Raw genomic sequence first — 15,517 nt, 5'->3', positions numbered from 1 at the left:
CAATTGTTTGCGGGCAGCTATCGACAGTGAGAATTGTTTGAGTAAACTCTGACTATAACCTTGGCGACGATAAGCGTCGGCCTTTTTAATACAAAATAATTAGAGAAAAACCTATGTACCAGGATCTGATTAAAAACGAACTTACCGAAGCTGCTGACGTACTAAATAAATTCCTTAGCGATGAAAGTAACATCGCACAAATTGAAGCGGCGGCGAAGATGCTCGCTGACTCATTTAAGCAGGGTGGCAAGGTGCTTTCTTGTGGTAACGGCGGCTCACACTGTGACGCTATGCACTTCGCTGAAGAGCTGACAGGTCGTTACCGTGAAAATCGCCCGGGTTTGCCAGGTATCGCTATCTCAGATCCAAGCCACTTATCTTGTGTAAGTAACGACTTTGGTTACGAGTATGTGTTCTCTCGTTACGTAGAAGCGGTAGGTGCGAAAGGCGATGTTTTGTTTGGTCTGTCGACATCGGGCAACTCTGGCAACATTCTTAAAGCGATTGAAGCTGCTCAGGCAAAAGGTATGAAGACGATTGCTCTGACTGGCAAAGATGGCGGTAAAATGGCGGGCTTAGCGGATATCGAAATTCGTGTTCCTCATTTTGGTTACGCTGACCGAATTCAAGAGATCCACATTAAGATCATCCACATTGTGATTCAGTTGATCGAAAAGGAAATGGAAAAGTAATTTTCAAACTGGTTTAGCAAGTGCCAGTGTTGTTTAAGCTGGCACTTAGGTAGTGCAAGGGAGTTTTATAAACCATGTGTGAATTGCTCGGAATGAGCGCCAATGTACCGACAGACATTTGTTTCAGTTTTACTGGCTTGATGCAGCGTGGTGGCAATACCGGCCCTCATCGCGATGGCTGGGGGATCACTTTCTATGAAGGTAAAGGTTTTCGGACGTTTAAAGATCCGAACCCAAGCTGCAAGTCTAAAATTGCTGAATTGGTTCAGAATTATCCGATCAAAAGCTGCGCAATAGTCAGCCATATTCGTCAGGCGAATCGTGGAGGCGTCAATCTAGAGAACACTCATCCATTTACCCGAGAATTGTGGGGACGCTATTGGACTTTTGCTCACAATGGTCAGCTGTCTGATTATCAGGAACTGCATACGGGGCGTCATCGACCTGTGGGTCAGACAGACAGTGAATTGGCGTTTTGTTGGTTGCTTAAGCAGATGGAAGACCGATTCCCAGAGCCGCCTCAGGATATGATTGGTGTGTTCCGCTTTGTGGCGAAATGTTGTGAAACCCTGAAAAGTAAAGGGGTGTTCAACATGCTGTTGTCAGATGGTGAATATGTCATGACGTATTGTACCAACCATCTTTACTGGATTACTCGTCGTGCTCCATTTGGTAAAGCTTCTTTAATTGATGAAGACGTCGAGATTAATTTTCAGGAAGAAACGACACCCAATGATGTGGTTTCAGTTATCGCGACGCAGCCGCTAACTGATAATGAAGAATGGCATCGAATGAAGCCGGGAGAGTTTGGCATTTTACATTTCGGTGAGATTGTCGATGGCAATGCCGATGAGCTCATTGATGTACCATTTGCTCCGAAAAAGGTCGAAAGTCAGGCGCCAACTGAGCCGTTGGAGTGAGACAACAGATTGGGCTTGATGGAAACTCCAAGTAAAAAAGCTGATGCAATGCATCAGCCTTTCTGTTTTTAAGCGTTAATCAACTTAAGCCAGTTGAGCTTTAATGTGTTCAACGATGTCAGCCATCGCAACAGGTGTCTTGTCACCAGTGCGGCGGTTCTTGTACTCAAAGTTGCCTTCTTTCATCGAACGATCGCCGATCACGATAGTGTGAGGGATACCGATAAGTTCCATATCAGAGAACATAACACCTGGGCGCTCTTTACGGTCATCGAATAGCACTTCGATACCCATCGCCGTCAATTCAGCATACAGCTTCTCAGCCGCTTCTTTTACTTCTTCTGACTTGTGCATGTTCATTGGCACGATAGCCACTTGGAAAGGTGCGAGTGCGTCTGGCCAGATGATGCCGTACTTGTCATGATTTTGCTCAATCGCAGAAGCAACAACACGGGAAACACCGATGCCGTAACAACCCATTTCTAGAATAACGTTCTTACCGTCTGGACCAAGAACTCCACAGTTCATGGCTTGTGAGTAAACGTTACCTAGCTGGAAGATGTGACCCACTTCGATACCACGTTTTAGTGCGATAGTACCTTTACCACAAGGGCTTGGATCGCCTTCAACTACGTTACGCAAATCTTCAACTTGGCTTAGCTCAACATCTCGACCCCAGTTGATACCGAAGTAGTGTTTGCCGTCAATGTTAGCACCCGCGCCAAAGTCACTCATGACTGCTACAGAGCGATCAACGATGAATGGCAGTTCAAGACCCACAGGGCCTAGTGAGCCAGGGCCAGCACCGATTAGACCACGGATCTCTTCTTCTGTTGCCATCTCTAGAGGAGCTGCAACTTGAGGAAGGTTTTCCGCTTTCACTTCGTTCAGTTCGTGGTCGCCACGGATGATAAGCGCAATTAGGTCAGCTTCAACTTCATCAGACGCCTTAACAAATAGAGTCTTAACGGTTTTCTCAATTGCTAGACCGTGTTGCTCGACTAACTCTGCGATGGTTTTCGCGTTTGGTGTATCAACAAGTTCCATCTCTTGAGTTGGAGCAGCAGCTTCGTCAGCCAGAGCTAGCGCTTCAGCTTTTTCGATGTTCGCTGCGTAATCCGATTCGGTAGAGAATGCGATTAGATCTTCACCGCTTTCTGCTAGTACGTGGAACTCTTGAGAACCGCTGCCGCCGATTGCACCAGAGTCAGCCAGTACCGGACGGTACTCAAGACCCATGCGGTCAAACGCTTTACAGTAAGCATCGTGCATTGCATCGTAAGACTTCTGCAGACCTTCTTTATCGATATCAAAGCTGTACGCATCCATCATGCAGAATTCACGTGCACGCATTACGCCGAAACGTGGGCGGCGCTCATCACGGAATTTAGTTTGAATTTGATACAGATTTAGCGGTAGCTGTTTGTAAGAGCTCACTTCATTACGCACAAGGCTAGTGATGACTTCTTCAGCGGTAGGACTAAGAACAAACGGACGAGTATGACGGTCAGTAAAGCGAAGTAGCTCAGGACCCATCTTTTCGCTGCGGCCTGTCTCTTCCCATAGTTCAAACGGCTGAACAACGGGCATCAAAGTTTCGACTGCACCTGCATTGTCGATTTCCTGACGAACGATGTTTTCGACTTTACGCAGTACACGTAGACCGGTAGGTAGCCAGGTGTATAGACCTGAAGCCAGCTTACGGATCATACCTGCACGTAGCATGAGCTGGTGGCTCACTACTTCTGCGTCGTTTGGAGTCTCCTTCAGAGTAGAAAGAAGATAATTACTGGTACGCATTAAATTTATCCGTTTATTTAAGTTAGATACTCTAGCCAGAACGAGCTTGAGTAAAGAGATCCCATCAAGGGAAAATAGTTAGCCGCCTATAATATCAGCCAATTGGCTTTGTCAAAAGCGTTCAATGGTCGTAACCGTCACTAAGTTGCCTTCAACACGAAATTTCACGTTCAGATCGAATAGATTTACCGCGTATTCCTTATTGTCGGGCTTGTTCTTCTTATAAGCGGGACGAGGATCTTGAGCCAGTACTTGTTCAATAACCAAAGAGATGTGTTGGCTGTCAGGAAGGGGGCTGAGTGTCGCTAACGCGCTATCGGTGAATACGACTTCTGAGATGGACGGCGCTTCGTCGGCATAACCGCTACTGCAGTTAATAATGGCATCTGAGTATTCGACGTAAGGTTTGACGTCGATAACAGGAGTACCATCAACTAAGTCAACACTTCCAAGCTCGATATAAAACTGGTCACCACATTGTGATATGCCTTTAAGCTCGACCGCAGACATGCCTATCCCGTTTGGCCTGAATGTCGAGCGTGATGCGAACACGCCAATGCGTTCGTTTCCGCCCAGCCTTGGTGGGCGTACTGTCGGTTTCCATCCGGCCTGCAAATTCTGATCGAACATAAACAACAGCCATAGGTGGCTGAACTGCTCGATGCCTCTGATCGCTTCTGCACAATTTGCTTCTCCCGTTAAACGTAGCCTTGCTCTTGCCTCGGGCACTAACCTCGGCTGCCTTGGCACGGCAAACTTCTCTTTATAAGGGCTTTCAATAAAACCGATCGGTTCTACGGAATACATTTGTTTTCTCTCAAATACAGTGATTCGCAAAAAGTATCACAAAAAGGGTAGCAAAACCTTTTGATAATGATTATCATTTATTACGTTATAACATAACAGTTAATAGAGAGGTAATTATGCAACCTAATATTCACCCTGATTACAGAACCGTCGTTTTTCATGACACAAGTATTGATGAGTACTTCTTGATTGGCTCAACGCTGCAAACACAACGCACGATCGAGTGGAAAGATGGCAAGACGTATCCGTACTTCACGATTGAAGTTTCATCAAAATCCCATCCTTTCTACACCGGCAAACAGCGTGTTATTCATCAGGAAGGTCGAGTAGCTAACTTCAAGCGTCGATTTGGCCAATTCTCGAAAGGAGATAAGTAAATGAAAGTCGTGAAGTCTCTGAAAAGTGCCAAGAGCCGCCACCCTGATTGTCAGATTGTAAAAAGAAGAGGACGGTTATACGTAATATGTAAAACTAATCCCAGATTCAAAGCTGTCCAAAAATAGTGAATACATTATAAATTTCGATGATTCTATGTAATTTATAATTCTAATGATTGTTATATATGTGGATGAAACTGCTGGTTTTTTGTTTTTTTAGCGTTAAATATAATGATCTGGATAACACTTTATTACATTTTCGATTTCTAATTGACCTCTTTGTCGAGTAACCTGCGCGAGTTTTGTGGCAGCTCGTCACAATGACGCGCAGGAATAACTACAAGGAGGGAACAGATGAGTTCATCTGCTTCGATTAAACAAAACTCGCCTAAGAGGCCGATATTTACGCGCTTCTTAGATACAGTCGAATATTTGGGGAACCTGTTACCCCACCCGATCACACTTTTCGCCATCTTCTGTGTTGCTATATTAGTAGCTTCCGGTATCGCTGGTTACTTTGAATTGGCGGTGGCAGACCCTCGTCCGGAAGGCGCACCTGGTCGTGCGGCTGACGGTATGATTCAGGTTGTCAGCTTATTAAATGCTGATGGTCTTGAGTTAATTGTTACCAATCTGGTTAAAAACTTTGTCGGCTTTGCGCCATTGGGCACTGTATTAGTTGCACTACTAGGTGTCGCGGTTGCTGAATATTCAGGTCTACTGTCTGCTGCAATGCGTGGTTTGGTGATGGGTGCTTCGAAGAGCATGGTCACTGTCACGGTAGTATTTGCTGGTATCATTTCTAATACGGCATCTGAGCTAGGCTATGTGGTACTTATCCCACTAGCGGCTATGCTGTTCCACTCTTTAGGTCGTCACCCTCTTGCGGGTCTGGCAGCTGCATTTGCAGGTGTATCGGGCGGCTATTCAGCAAACTTACTAATCGGTACCGTTGATCCACTGCTTTCTGGTATTACAGAAACTGCAGCACAAATGATCGACCCGACTTACACGGTTGGCCCAGAAGTTAACTGGTACTTCATGTTTGTTTCTACTTTCTTCATCGCTGGTATGGGTGCCTTCGTAACGGAGAAAATCGTTGAGCCTAAATTAGGTAAATACAACGAAGAAGAAGCGTCAGAAGATTTGTCCAACGATTCAATGGGCAAGCTGACAGACGTTGAGAAGAAAGGTCTGAAAATGGCTGGCCTAGCGGTACTTGCGGTTTCTGCTCTACTTGCTTGGACAATCGTTCCAGCAGATGGAATTCTTCGTTCAGACGCAGGCACGGTTGCGGGGTCTCCATTCCTGAAAAGTATCGTTGCTTTCATCTTTGTCTTCTTTGCTATCCCTGGCCTTGTTTACGGTAAGGTAGTTGGCACAATGAAGAATGACCGCGACGTGATTGACGCGATGTCTAAGTCAATGTCTTCAATGGGTATGTACATTGTACTGGTGTTCTTCGCGGCTCAATTTGTCGCGTTCTTCAAGTGGACTAACTTTGGTCAGGTGTTCGCGGTAGCAGGTGCAGACTTCCTACAGAGCATTGGTTTGACAGGCCCTATGTTGTTCTTCGCCTTCATTCTGATGTGTGGCTTCATCAACCTGATGATTGGCTCAGCTTCTGCACAATGGGCTGTGACTGCACCAATCTTCGTACCTATGCTGATGCTAGTCGGCTACGCGCCTGAAACGATTCAAGCGGCATACCGTATCGGTGACTCAACGACCAACATCATTACACCAATGATGAGCTACTTTGGTCTGATTCTGGCTGTTGCATCGCGTTACATGAAGAACCTAGGTATCGGTACGTTGATTGCGACCATGTTACCTTACTCAATCTGCTTTATTGTGGGTTGGAGTCTACTGTTCTATCTATGGGTATTCGTATTTGGCTTGCCAGTTGGTCCTGGTGCAGCAACTTACTACACACCATAACGTATTATCGAACGACAAAACCGGAGCCAAGTGCTCCGGTTTTTTGTTTTTGGTATTGTGAGTAGACCTAACATTGTACAACTTACGATTTCTAGTGGATAAGGGTGATGAGAGTGCCAATGGAAGTAACAATTAGAGAAGTCAAAATCGAGGATGCTGATGGTGTTCGTGGTGTATTAAATCCAATTATTGAGCAAGGCAAATTTACCGTGATTGATACCCCGTTTTCACTTGCCGAAGAGCAGGCTTTTATACGCCAGTTTCCTGAGCGAGGTGTCTTCAATGTTGCCATATCAGAGAATCAACAAGTGCTCGGGTTTCAGAATGTAGAGCCGTTTGCGTCCTATACTCAGGCCTTTGCCCATGTTGGAATTATCGGAACCTATGTGGATGAGCAGTTTCGAGGGATGAAGATTGCCAGCCGTCTATTTGCTAAGACGTTTGCAGCGGCAAGAAATAAGGGATACGAAAAGCTTTTTGCTTACGTTAGAGAAGATAATCCAACGGCGTTAGCGGCGTATCTTAATCAGGGTTTTGAAGTGATAGGGACGGCAAAGAAGCACGCTTATGTGCAAGGTCAGTACATTGATGAAGTGCTGATTGAGAAGTTCCTTTGAACAATAATCAAAACGCTGGAAGAGAAAGGGCTGACGCAGTAACGTCAGCCCTTGTTTCATTCGGCGAGTAAGTGATTACCAACCTTTAACTACGCCACCTTTAAAGATGTCTGAAGCGGCGGTGTATACTTCGTCTGTCTGGTAAGACTTAACGAAGTTTTGTACGTTTTCAGCTTTGACGTTATCTTCACGCGCAACAATCAGGTTTACGTATGGAGACTCTTTGTCTTCAACAAATACGCCATCTTTTTGTGGTGTCAGGTCAATTGAGCTTGCGTAAGTCGTGTTGATGATAGACAGAGCTACATCGTCAAGAGAACGAGGAAGCTGAGCGGCATCTAGCTCAACAATGGTGATGTTTTTTGGGTTCTCTGCGATATCACGCACAGTTGCTAGGAGGCCAACACCGTCGCGTAGTTTAAGCAGGCCTTGCTGTTCAAGAAGCAGTAGAGAACGACCTAAGTTAGTTGGATCGTTTGGCACTGCGATACGTGCACCATCTTGAATTTCATCGACTGACTTCACTTGCTTAGAGTAACCCGCGATAGGGTAAACAAACGTATTGCCCGCAATCGTTAGCTTGTAACCACGGTCAGTCACTTGCTGATCTAGGTATGGTTTGTGCTGGAACGCGTTGATGTCGATAGAACCATCATCCAGAGCTGCGTTTGGCGTTACGTAATCTGTGAAAGTGACTAGCTCTACATCCAGACCGTATTTTTCTTTTGCAACTTTAGCTGCGACTTCTGCTACCTGAGCTTCAGCTCCCGCCATAACACCAACTTTAATCTTAGTGGTATCTGCTTGCTTGTCACCGCATCCTGATAGGACAAGTGCAGAAGCGACTGCTGCAATGGCGAGTAAACCTTTTAATCCAAATTTCATGACTTTCTCCTTATTCTGTATCTGTAAATTTATTATCTGTGATCGACGCGGCGCACAATGGCATCGCCGATAGACTGAATGATTTGTACCAAAACAATAAGCATCACCACGGTTACTGCCATGATAACCACATCATAGCGATGGAAGCCGTAGCGAATGGCGACATCACCTAAGCCGCCGCCACCAACGGTTCCGGCCATAGCGGAATAGCTGACTAAAGTGACCAACGTGATGGTGACTGAGTTGACTATCGTTGGCATTGCTTCAGGAAGCAGAACCTTGTTGATGATTTGCATCGGAGTAGCGCCCATCGATTGAGCCGCTTCCACTAGGCCTGTTGGTACTTCCAACAAAGCACCTTCAATAAGGCGAGCAACAAATGGGATAGCGCCGATAGTCAACGGTACGATAGCTGCTGTAGTACCAATAAAAGTGCCGACCAGAATTTTAGTAACTGGAATGATGGCAACCATTAACACTAGGAATGGCACTGAGCGGCCAACGTTGACGACAGCGCCTAGAATGCTATTAAGTTTGGTGTTCTCAAGTAGGCCACCTTTCTTCGTTGTATGAAGAATAACGCCCAGTGGGATACCAACGGCAAAGCCAACAATACCTGCCACTGCGACCATGTAGATGGTTTCCCAAGTCGCACCGATTAAAAGGTTACTGTTAAGGCTCAGCCACTCAGAAATTGTGTTAAAGGACATAACCCAGTACCTCTACTTTTACATTGTGTTCACGGAGGAATTCGATTGCCGCGTTGTCATCTTGCTCATTACCAAACAGTTCAGCGACCATCATGCCGAATTTAACGCCACCGGCGTAATCAAGGTCAGAGCTTAGAATGCTGACATCAATATTGAATTTACGCGCGATCTGACTGACGAGTGGCGCGTCTACAGTTGCACCAGTAAACTCAAGTCGAACTAATGGGTAGCTGTCTTCAACGCGGGTCTCTTGCAGTCGCGCCTGATAATCATCAGGGATAGATAGATCAAGCGTAGAACGGATGAACTCATGAGCCAGCTCTGTTTTCGGGTGAGCAAATATTTCACCTACCGTGCCTTTCTCGACCAGTTCTCCGCCACCAATGATCGCCACTTCATGGCAGATGCTCTTTACCACGTCCATTTCGTGGGTGATGAGCAGCATAGTGATATTCAGTTTACGGTTAATCTCTTTGAGCAGTTCGAGAATAGATTGCGTTGTCGCAGGGTCCAAAGCGCTGGTTGCCTCGTCACACAGCAATACTTTTGGATCAGAAGCCAGAGCTCGTGCGATAGCCACACGCTGCTTTTGGCCACCACTCAGGTTAGAAGGGTAGCTTTCATGTTTATCAGAGAGGCCTACCAATTTGAGCAGTTCGGTGACTTTCTCATCGATTTGAGCCTTATCTTTGCCTGCGAGCTCTAGGGGTAGAGCAACATTATCGAACACAGTACGTGAAGATAGCAGGTTAAAATGCTGGAAGATCATGCCGATGTTACGGCGCGTTTCACTCAGTTCTGATTTGGACTGCTTGGTAAGATCTATACCGTCAACAATGATAGAGCCTGATGTTGGCGCTTCCAGCATATTGACACATCGAATAAGCGTACTTTTCCCTGCTCCTGATGAGCCAATTACACCGAATATCGTCCCCTGTGGGATATGAAGGTTGATGTCCTTCAGGGCATGTATTTCTTTGCTTCCTTGAAGAAATACCTTGTTTACTTGATTAATTTCTATCATCGAGAAATCCGCTATCAGACTGCTTTGGGAAAAAGTAGATAATTTTGAACTACCTCTCATTTAGTAGAGGATGCTATGGTTTTGCATTAATTGTGTCAATAGATATTTTTACGGCTAGACGTCTAAACGTTCATTTCAATCAAACAGATTAGTAATTAGATAGTGATGAAAGAAATAAAGCGTGTAATAATTCTGGTAATAAATAGTAGACAGAGAAGCAAATTTTGGCGAAACCAGCAGTCTTTTTGGATCGTGATGGCGTAATCAACGTCGACCACGGATATGTTCATGACGAGCACGACTTTGAATTTATTGATGGCGTGTTTGAAGCGACGAAAAAGCTCAAAGAGATGGGCTATATGCTTGTATTGGTGACCAACCAGTCAGGGATTGCTCGCGGTAAATTCAGTGAAGATCGTTTCCTTTCACTAACGCAGTGGATGGATTGGAACTTTGTTGATCATGGCGTTGAATTTGATGGTTTCTACTATTGTCCACACCATGCGGAACATGGTCAGGGTAAGTACAAAGAAGATTGCAATTGCCGCAAACCTAAGCCTGGCATGTTCATTTCGGCTCGTGACTTTCTCAAAATCGATATGGCGAATTCTGTTATGGTCGGCGACAAGGCTGAGGATATGATGGCCGCAGAAGCCGCTGAAGTGGGTACGCGTATTTTAGTACGTACTGGCAAGCCTGTTACGGAAAAAGGTGAGGCGATTGCCTCTGTTGTACTGGACAGTATCAAAGAAGTCCCTGCCTACTTAGCGAAGTAAATTATCGAGAAAAGAGGTCGCTTGAGGCGGCCTTTTTTCTATTGGAGAGTTTGGATGAAAATGAATGCTTTGTTAGCGTTTCTGGCTGGAACGACACTATTTGGTTGCAGCCACTCAGCGATTGAGCGCGAAGCAGATGACACTTATCAGTTCGTGACCTACCAGTGTGAATCAAACAAGCAGTTTGAGGTCGCCTATCTGATTGAGGAGCAAGCAGCGCTTTTACGTTTGCCTAAACATGACTACCGCCTCACTCAGGTCCCATCTGGTTCTGGTGCAAAATACATCCTAGATAATGGAACAAAGCCGATTCTAAATCCGGTAACTTTACACACCAAAGGTGATGATGCGCGGTTAGAATTAGGCAGAGTCGTTTACAAAAACTGTAAAACCCAATAGCGTTAATCTTCTGTACACTCTGCTTTGTCAATTGAGCGAATCCACAGCATTATGAATAAAAAACTGACCATCCTTGATATTGCGAAACTTTCTGGCGTTGGTAAATCTACGGTTTCCCGTGTGTTAACTAATGATCCTAAAGTCAAACCGGAAACTCGTGCCAAAGTTGAGCGTGTGATTGAAGAGTCTGGCTATGTGCCTTCTAAGTCGGCGCAAGCGATGCGTGGCGGCAGTCAGAAAGTGGTTGGGGTTATCATTTCGCGTCTTGATTCGCCATCGGAAAACAAAGCTGTCAGCAGCATGCTGCAAGTTCTCTACAGTAACGGCTATGATGCGGTGATCATGGAAAGCCAATTTGACCGCAAGATGACCAATGAGCATCTCGACGTCCTACGCAGACGCAATGTTGACGGCGTGATTGTGTTTGGCTTTAGTGATTTTGACATTGAACGTCTCTCTAGTTGGCAACATCGTTCACTGGTGATTGCTATGGATACCGACGCAACCTCATCGATAAACTACGACAATACAGGCGTCATTCGCTGTGCACTGGAACACCTTCAGCGCCAATCGGTGAGTGAGATTGCTTTTATTGGTGTTGATCCTTCAGACCGAACTACTGGGCAGATTCGTCTCAATGCATACTTAGATTGGTGTTCAGAGCAGCGATTATCCCCTAACTACCAAACAGGTCACCTTCATCACGAAAGTGCTTATCAGCTGGTGGATAAAGTGTTGAATCCAACCACCCAGGCAATTGTGTGTGCCAGTGATACTTTGGCACTTGGTGTAATTAAGCGTCTTCAGGAGTTGGATAGGGAAGACGTGATGGTGACTGGTGTCGGTGGTAATGAGCTGCTGTCTTTTCTATTTCCGAGAGTATTCAGTATTGACCCGGGTTATGCTCAGGCTGGAGAAAGAGCTGCCAAGCTATTGATTTCTCAGCTTAATGGAGAGTCTGAACTGGTGCACCTCACTCAGGAACCAATCCTGAGTTAAGCCTCTCTTTTCTCTATGGTTTAGAATTATACTGTGATCTCATTCAATTAATGGGATTGTTCCCATTTATCTATTTCGATAGATTTGACAATATAATAAATACAAATGGGAATGTTCCCAAATTAATTATAACTAACCTTTTGATCAGAGAGTTCTGATCTGAACGAGAAACCAATTTAGGGTGGACAAGGATATGAGTAAGATTGCGAAACAAGAGGTTGAGCGTCTGATAGAACTGGTTGGCGGTCGCGATAACATCGCCAGTGTAAGCCACTGTCTGACGCGCCTTCGCTTTGTGTTAAATGACACGGATAAAGCTGATACTAAAGCACTGGAAGCATTGTCGCTGGTGAAAGGCTGTTTCACTAATGCGGGTCAGTTTCAAGTTGTTGTCGGTACTGAAGTTGATGAAGTGTATAAAGTTCTGATTGAACTGTCGGGTAAGTCTGAAGCGTCGAAAGATGAATCCAAACAGGCTGCACGTCAGAATATGAACATTTTGGAACGTGGTATCTCCCATCTTGCTGAAATCTTTGTACCACTGTTACCTGCAATCATTACAGGTGGTTTGATCTTGGGCTTCCGCAACGTGATTGGCGACATCAAGATGTTTGATGGTCAATCATTGACGGAAATCAGCCAATTCTGGGCGACTGTTCACAGCTTCCTATGGCTAATTGGTGAAGCCATTTTCTTCTTCTTACCTGTCGGTGTGTGTTGGTCAACAGTGAAGAAACTCGGTGGTACACCGATCCTCGGCATTACGCTTGGTGTCACTTTGGTCTCTCCTCAGCTAATGAATGCGTACCTGATTGGTAAGCAAGTGCCAGAAGTGTGGGACTTTGGCTTATTTGCTATCGAGAAGGTGGGCTATCAGGCTCAGGTTATTCCAGCCATGTTAGCGGGTATCGCGTTGGCGTTCATCGAAACGAACCTTAAGCGTATTGTTCCTTCTTACCTATATTTGGTTGTTGTTCCTTTCGTTTCTATCATCGTTTCTGTTGTATTGGCGCACTCTCTGATTGGCCCGTTCGGTCGCGTATTGGGTGATGGTGTGGCGTTTGCCGCGAAAGCAGCAATGACGGGTGATTTCGCTGTGATTGGTTCAATGGTGTTTGGCTTCCTGTATGCACCTTTGGTGATTACCGGTATTCACCATACAACCAACGCTGTTGATCTACAGTTGATGCAAGACCTAGGTGGTACTCCAATCTGGCCTTTGATTGCACTGTCTAACATTGCTCAGGCATCAGCGGTTGTCGGTATCATCATCATCAGTAAGAAACACGGTGAGCGTGATATCTCAGTACCTGCAGCTATCTCTGCTTATCTAGGTGTCACCGAGCCAGCGATGTACGGTATTAACCTTAAATACAAATTCCCAATGCTGAGTGCGATGATCGGTAGTGCTATTGCAGCAGCGATCTGTGGTAGTGCCGGTGTTATGGCTAATGGTATCGGTGTGGGTGGCCTGCCGGGCATTTTGTCTATCCAACCACAATTCTGGGGCATCTACGCGATTGCAATGCTGGTGGCGATTGCACTGCCAGCATTATTGACCCTGTTCTTCTACAAGCGTGCACAAATGAAAGGCGAGCTAGAGCCTGCAAACGCTTAAGCGCAAACAAAAAGGAGCGATCGCAATTCGGCGATCGCTTCTGCTATTTTTTCGATTTTTATTTTTTGGTAAGTGAGTTTAGCAATGACAACAATCACAAATGATGCGAACTGGTGGAAAACGGCTTCGATATATCAGATTTACCCGAAGAGCTTCTGTGATAGCGGTAGTAAAGGAACAGGAGATATTAAGGGCATCATTTCTAAGCTCGATTACTTAAAATTGCTCGGTATTGATGCCATTTGGCTAACACCAGTCTATCAGTCTCCGATGATTGATAATGGTTATGACATCTCAGACTACTACGCTATTAACCCTCAGTTTGGCAGCATGGACGATTTTGAATGTCTACTTAGTGAAGCGCACCAGCGCGGTATTCGCATCATCATGGATATTGTGGTTAACCATACCTCGACCGAACACGCTTGGTTCCAATCTGCGCTGGGGGATAAGAGCAGCCCATACCGTGATTACTACATTTGGAAAGATCCGGTTGAAGGTGACGTTCCAAACAACTGGCAGTCCAAGTTTGGCGGAAGCGCCTGGGAAATGGATGAGCAAACAGGCCAGTATTTTCTGCACCTCTTTGCCAAAGAGCAGGCGGATCTCAATTGGGAGAACCCGACAGTTCGTGAGGAAGTGAAAAAGGTCATCAGCTTCTGGGCTGACAAAGGAGTGGATGGCTTCCGTCTTGATGTGATTAATCTGATTTCCAAGCAGCAAGATTTCCCGAATGATGAGATTGGTGACGGTCGCCGCTTTTACACAGATGGCCCTCGTGTGCATGAATACTTACAGGAAATCAGCGAATCAGTGTTCCAGAAATATGGTAGCGTTACGGTTGGTGAAATGTCGTCTACCACATTGGAGCATTGCCAGCAGTATTCCTCTCTGGATAACAAAGAACTGTCGATGGTGTTTAACTTCCACCACCTCAAAGTGGATTACCCAAATGGTGAGAAATGGACCAAAGCGCCTTTTGATTTCTCACAACTAAAGCAGATCTTTAACCATTGGCAAACAGGATTGAACGGCAAAGGTTGGGGGGCACTGTTCTGGTGTAATCATGATCAGCCACGTGTCGTGAGCCGCTTAGGCGATGACAAAAATTATCGAGTGGAGTCTGCCAAAATGTTGGGAGCCTCTGTCCATATGATGCAAGGCACACCATACATTTATCAAGGGGAAGAGATTGGGATGACCAATCCCGGCTATAGCTCGATAGAGCAATACCGTGATGTGGAAAGCACCAATATGTATGACATCATGGTCAACCAGCAAGGTGTCAGTAACGAAGAGATGATAGATATTCTGGCTCAGAAGTCCCGTGACAACTCACGTACACCAATGCAATGGAATGACGAGCAGTATGCTGGTTTCTCTCAGGCTCAACCTTGGTTGGCGGTGGCAGAAAATTATCCTCAAGTGAACGCAGCTAAAGCCGTTGATGACAGTGATTCGGTTTTTTACTTCTATCAGAAATTAATTCAATTGCGCAAAGAGATTGAAGTGATCACGACAGGGGACTATCAAGATCTGTATCCGAATCACGACCAGATCTTTGGCTATCAACGTAAGAGCGCCAAACAGACGCTGATTTGTCTCAACAACTATTATGGCGTGGAAGCACAATGTGCACTGCCAGAGTCCTTCAAGGTGGACTGTGCTAAGTATGTATTAGGCAACTACGCTTTGCCTGAAGCCGTTGCTGAAACTCAAACTCTACGTCCTTACGAGACACGCATTATTTTGATTGAAGAGTAAACACACCCCCTATAGTGTTTTCTTCATTGCCTCGCTTGTGCGGGGCATTTTTTATGCGTAACTGGAAAGTAGAAACGAAAAAAGCCAGCTCAATGAGCTGGCTTTTCGCTGATATGGTGGAGGGGGACGGATTCGAACCATCGAAGGCAGTGCCAGCAGATTTACAGTCTGATCCCTTTGGCCACTCG

The 15,517-nt window shown here is 45.6% G+C and carries 16 protein-coding genes; 11 read left to right on the top strand and 5 right to left on the bottom strand.

Going from position 1 to position 15,517, the window contains the following annotated elements:
* Positions 1 to 113 precede the first annotated feature (113 nt).
* Both lpcA and QMA41_RS13810 read left to right on the top strand, forming a co-directional pair.
* Complete coding sequence (gene lpcA, locus QMA41_RS13815; protein WP_006957880.1) at positions 114 to 692, top strand: D-sedoheptulose 7-phosphate isomerase; 579 nt, start codon at positions 114 to 116, stop codon at positions 690 to 692.
* 74 nt (positions 693 to 766) lie between these two features.
* On the top strand, positions 767 to 1,612 hold the full coding sequence (locus tag QMA41_RS13810) for a class II glutamine amidotransferase (protein WP_171352470.1): 846 nt from the start codon (positions 767 to 769) through the stop codon (positions 1,610 to 1,612).
* Between the two features lie 84 nt (positions 1,613 to 1,696).
* Here the strand turns inward: QMA41_RS13810 and QMA41_RS13805 are convergent, their stop codons facing one another.
* Both QMA41_RS13805 and tsaA read right to left on the bottom strand, forming a co-directional pair.
* Positions 1,697 to 3,412: a proline--tRNA ligase gene (locus tag QMA41_RS13805; RefSeq protein WP_006957875.1), complete on the bottom strand. Its 1,716-nt coding sequence runs from the start codon at positions 3,410 to 3,412 to the stop codon at positions 1,697 to 1,699.
* Positions 3,413 to 3,523: 111 nt separating this feature from the next.
* Positions 3,524 to 4,219 (bottom strand): tRNA (N6-threonylcarbamoyladenosine(37)-N6)-methyltransferase TrmO, encoded by a 696-nt coding sequence (gene tsaA / locus QMA41_RS13800; RefSeq protein WP_281629968.1) that lies wholly within the window; start codon positions 4,217 to 4,219, stop codon positions 3,524 to 3,526.
* 116 nt (positions 4,220 to 4,335) lie between these two features.
* Here tsaA and QMA41_RS13795 point away from each other — a divergent pair, with 116 nt between their 5' ends.
* From QMA41_RS13795 to QMA41_RS13780, 4 genes are all read left to right on the top strand, one after another.
* Complete coding sequence (locus QMA41_RS13795) at positions 4,336 to 4,596, top strand: type B 50S ribosomal protein L31 (RefSeq protein ID WP_019276469.1); 261 nt, start codon at positions 4,336 to 4,338, stop codon at positions 4,594 to 4,596.
* Positions 4,597 to 4,722 (top strand): type B 50S ribosomal protein L36, encoded by a 126-nt coding sequence (ykgO, locus tag QMA41_RS13790; protein WP_005380299.1) that lies wholly within the window; start codon positions 4,597 to 4,599, stop codon positions 4,720 to 4,722.
* Between the two features lie 228 nt (positions 4,723 to 4,950).
* Complete coding sequence (locus tag QMA41_RS13785; protein WP_281629967.1) at positions 4,951 to 6,537, top strand: AbgT family transporter; 1,587 nt, start codon at positions 4,951 to 4,953, stop codon at positions 6,535 to 6,537.
* A 119-nt stretch (positions 6,538 to 6,656) separates the two neighbouring features.
* Positions 6,657 to 7,154: a GNAT family N-acetyltransferase gene (locus QMA41_RS13780; protein ID WP_281629966.1), complete on the top strand. Its 498-nt coding sequence runs from the start codon at positions 6,657 to 6,659 to the stop codon at positions 7,152 to 7,154.
* A gap of 75 nt (positions 7,155 to 7,229) precedes the next feature.
* Here QMA41_RS13780 and QMA41_RS13775 read toward each other — a convergent pair whose 3' ends face one another.
* From QMA41_RS13775 to metN, 3 genes are read right to left on the bottom strand one after another with little or no spacing between them, the layout of a single operon-like run.
* Complete coding sequence (locus QMA41_RS13775; protein ID WP_281629965.1) at positions 7,230 to 8,039, bottom strand: MetQ/NlpA family lipoprotein; 810 nt, start codon at positions 8,037 to 8,039, stop codon at positions 7,230 to 7,232.
* 32 nt (positions 8,040 to 8,071) lie between these two features.
* Positions 8,072 to 8,749 carry a methionine ABC transporter permease gene (locus QMA41_RS13770; protein ID WP_006957863.1) on the bottom strand — a complete coding sequence of 226 codons (678 nt, stop codon included), beginning with the start codon at positions 8,747 to 8,749 and terminating at the stop codon, positions 8,072 to 8,074.
* Positions 8,739 to 9,773: a methionine ABC transporter ATP-binding protein MetN gene (metN, locus tag QMA41_RS13765; protein ID WP_095560730.1), complete on the bottom strand. Its 1,035-nt coding sequence runs from the start codon at positions 9,771 to 9,773 to the stop codon at positions 8,739 to 8,741. The genes QMA41_RS13770 and metN overlap by 11 nt, the downstream gene beginning before the upstream one ends.
* A 224-nt stretch (positions 9,774 to 9,997) precedes the next feature.
* Between metN and gmhB the strand changes: the two genes are divergently transcribed.
* From gmhB to treC, 5 genes are all read left to right on the top strand, one after another.
* Positions 9,998 to 10,549 carry a D-glycero-beta-D-manno-heptose 1,7-bisphosphate 7-phosphatase gene (gmhB, locus tag QMA41_RS13760; RefSeq protein WP_019276473.1) on the top strand — a complete coding sequence of 184 codons (552 nt, stop codon included), beginning with the start codon at positions 9,998 to 10,000 and terminating at the stop codon, positions 10,547 to 10,549.
* Positions 10,550 to 10,609: 60 nt separating this feature from the next.
* The gene (locus QMA41_RS13755; RefSeq protein ID WP_038160950.1) at positions 10,610 to 10,948 is read left to right on the top strand and encodes an MliC family protein; all 339 of its coding nucleotides are present in this window, start codon (positions 10,610 to 10,612) and stop codon (positions 10,946 to 10,948) included.
* A gap of 51 nt (positions 10,949 to 10,999) precedes the next feature.
* Entirely contained in the window at positions 11,000 to 11,947 is a 948-nt protein-coding gene (gene treR, locus QMA41_RS13750; protein WP_038509984.1) for a trehalose operon repressor TreR, read from the top strand.
* Positions 11,948 to 12,140: 193 nt separating this feature from the next.
* A complete protein-coding gene (gene treB / locus QMA41_RS13745) occupies positions 12,141 to 13,565 on the top strand; it encodes a PTS trehalose transporter subunit IIBC (protein ID WP_281629964.1) in 1,425 nt (474 codons plus the stop codon).
* 84 nt (positions 13,566 to 13,649) lie between these two features.
* Positions 13,650 to 15,329 (top strand): alpha,alpha-phosphotrehalase, encoded by a 1,680-nt coding sequence (treC, locus tag QMA41_RS13740; protein ID WP_281629963.1) that lies wholly within the window; start codon positions 13,650 to 13,652, stop codon positions 15,327 to 15,329.
* Positions 15,330 to 15,517 lie beyond the last annotated feature (188 nt).

Source organism: Vibrio sp. St2 (assembly GCF_947311885.1).
GTDB classification, from domain to species: Bacteria; Pseudomonadota; Gammaproteobacteria; order Enterobacterales; family Vibrionaceae; genus Vibrio; species Vibrio coralliilyticus.
Note: the sequence above shows the minus strand (reverse complement) of the source record. Positions and strands in the feature narration are given on the sequence as shown.

Bases quoted from the DNA above. Each gene is read 5' to 3' on its own strand.
- lpcA (WP_006957880.1), top strand. From the start codon at position 114: ATGTACCAGGATCTGATTAAAAACGAACTTACCGAAGCTGCTGACGTA.
- QMA41_RS13810 (WP_171352470.1), top strand. From the start codon at position 767: ATGTGTGAATTGCTCGGAATGAGCGCCAATGTACCGACAGACATTTGT.
- QMA41_RS13805 (WP_006957875.1), bottom strand. From the start codon at position 3,412: ATGCGTACCAGTAATTATCTTCTTTCTACTCTGAAGGAGACTCCAAAC.
- tsaA (WP_281629968.1), bottom strand. From the start codon at position 4,219: ATGTATTCCGTAGAACCGATCGGTTTTATTGAAAGCCCTTATAAAGAG.
- QMA41_RS13795 (WP_019276469.1), top strand. From the start codon at position 4,336: ATGCAACCTAATATTCACCCTGATTACAGAACCGTCGTTTTTCATGAC.
- ykgO (WP_005380299.1), top strand. From the start codon at position 4,597: ATGAAAGTCGTGAAGTCTCTGAAAAGTGCCAAGAGCCGCCACCCTGAT.
- QMA41_RS13785 (WP_281629967.1), top strand. From the start codon at position 4,951: ATGAGTTCATCTGCTTCGATTAAACAAAACTCGCCTAAGAGGCCGATA.
- QMA41_RS13780 (WP_281629966.1), top strand. From the start codon at position 6,657: ATGGAAGTAACAATTAGAGAAGTCAAAATCGAGGATGCTGATGGTGTT.
- QMA41_RS13775 (WP_281629965.1), bottom strand. From the start codon at position 8,039: ATGAAATTTGGATTAAAAGGTTTACTCGCCATTGCAGCAGTCGCTTCT.
- QMA41_RS13770 (WP_006957863.1), bottom strand. From the start codon at position 8,749: ATGTCCTTTAACACAATTTCTGAGTGGCTGAGCCTTAACAGTAACCTT.
- metN (WP_095560730.1), bottom strand. From the start codon at position 9,773: ATGATAGAAATTAATCAAGTAAACAAGGTATTTCTTCAAGGAAGCAAA.
- QMA41_RS13755 (WP_038160950.1), top strand. From the start codon at position 10,610: ATGAATGCTTTGTTAGCGTTTCTGGCTGGAACGACACTATTTGGTTGC.
- treR (WP_038509984.1), top strand. From the start codon at position 11,000: ATGAATAAAAAACTGACCATCCTTGATATTGCGAAACTTTCTGGCGTT.
- treB (WP_281629964.1), top strand. From the start codon at position 12,141: ATGAGTAAGATTGCGAAACAAGAGGTTGAGCGTCTGATAGAACTGGTT.
- treC (WP_281629963.1), top strand. From the start codon at position 13,650: ATGACAACAATCACAAATGATGCGAACTGGTGGAAAACGGCTTCGATA.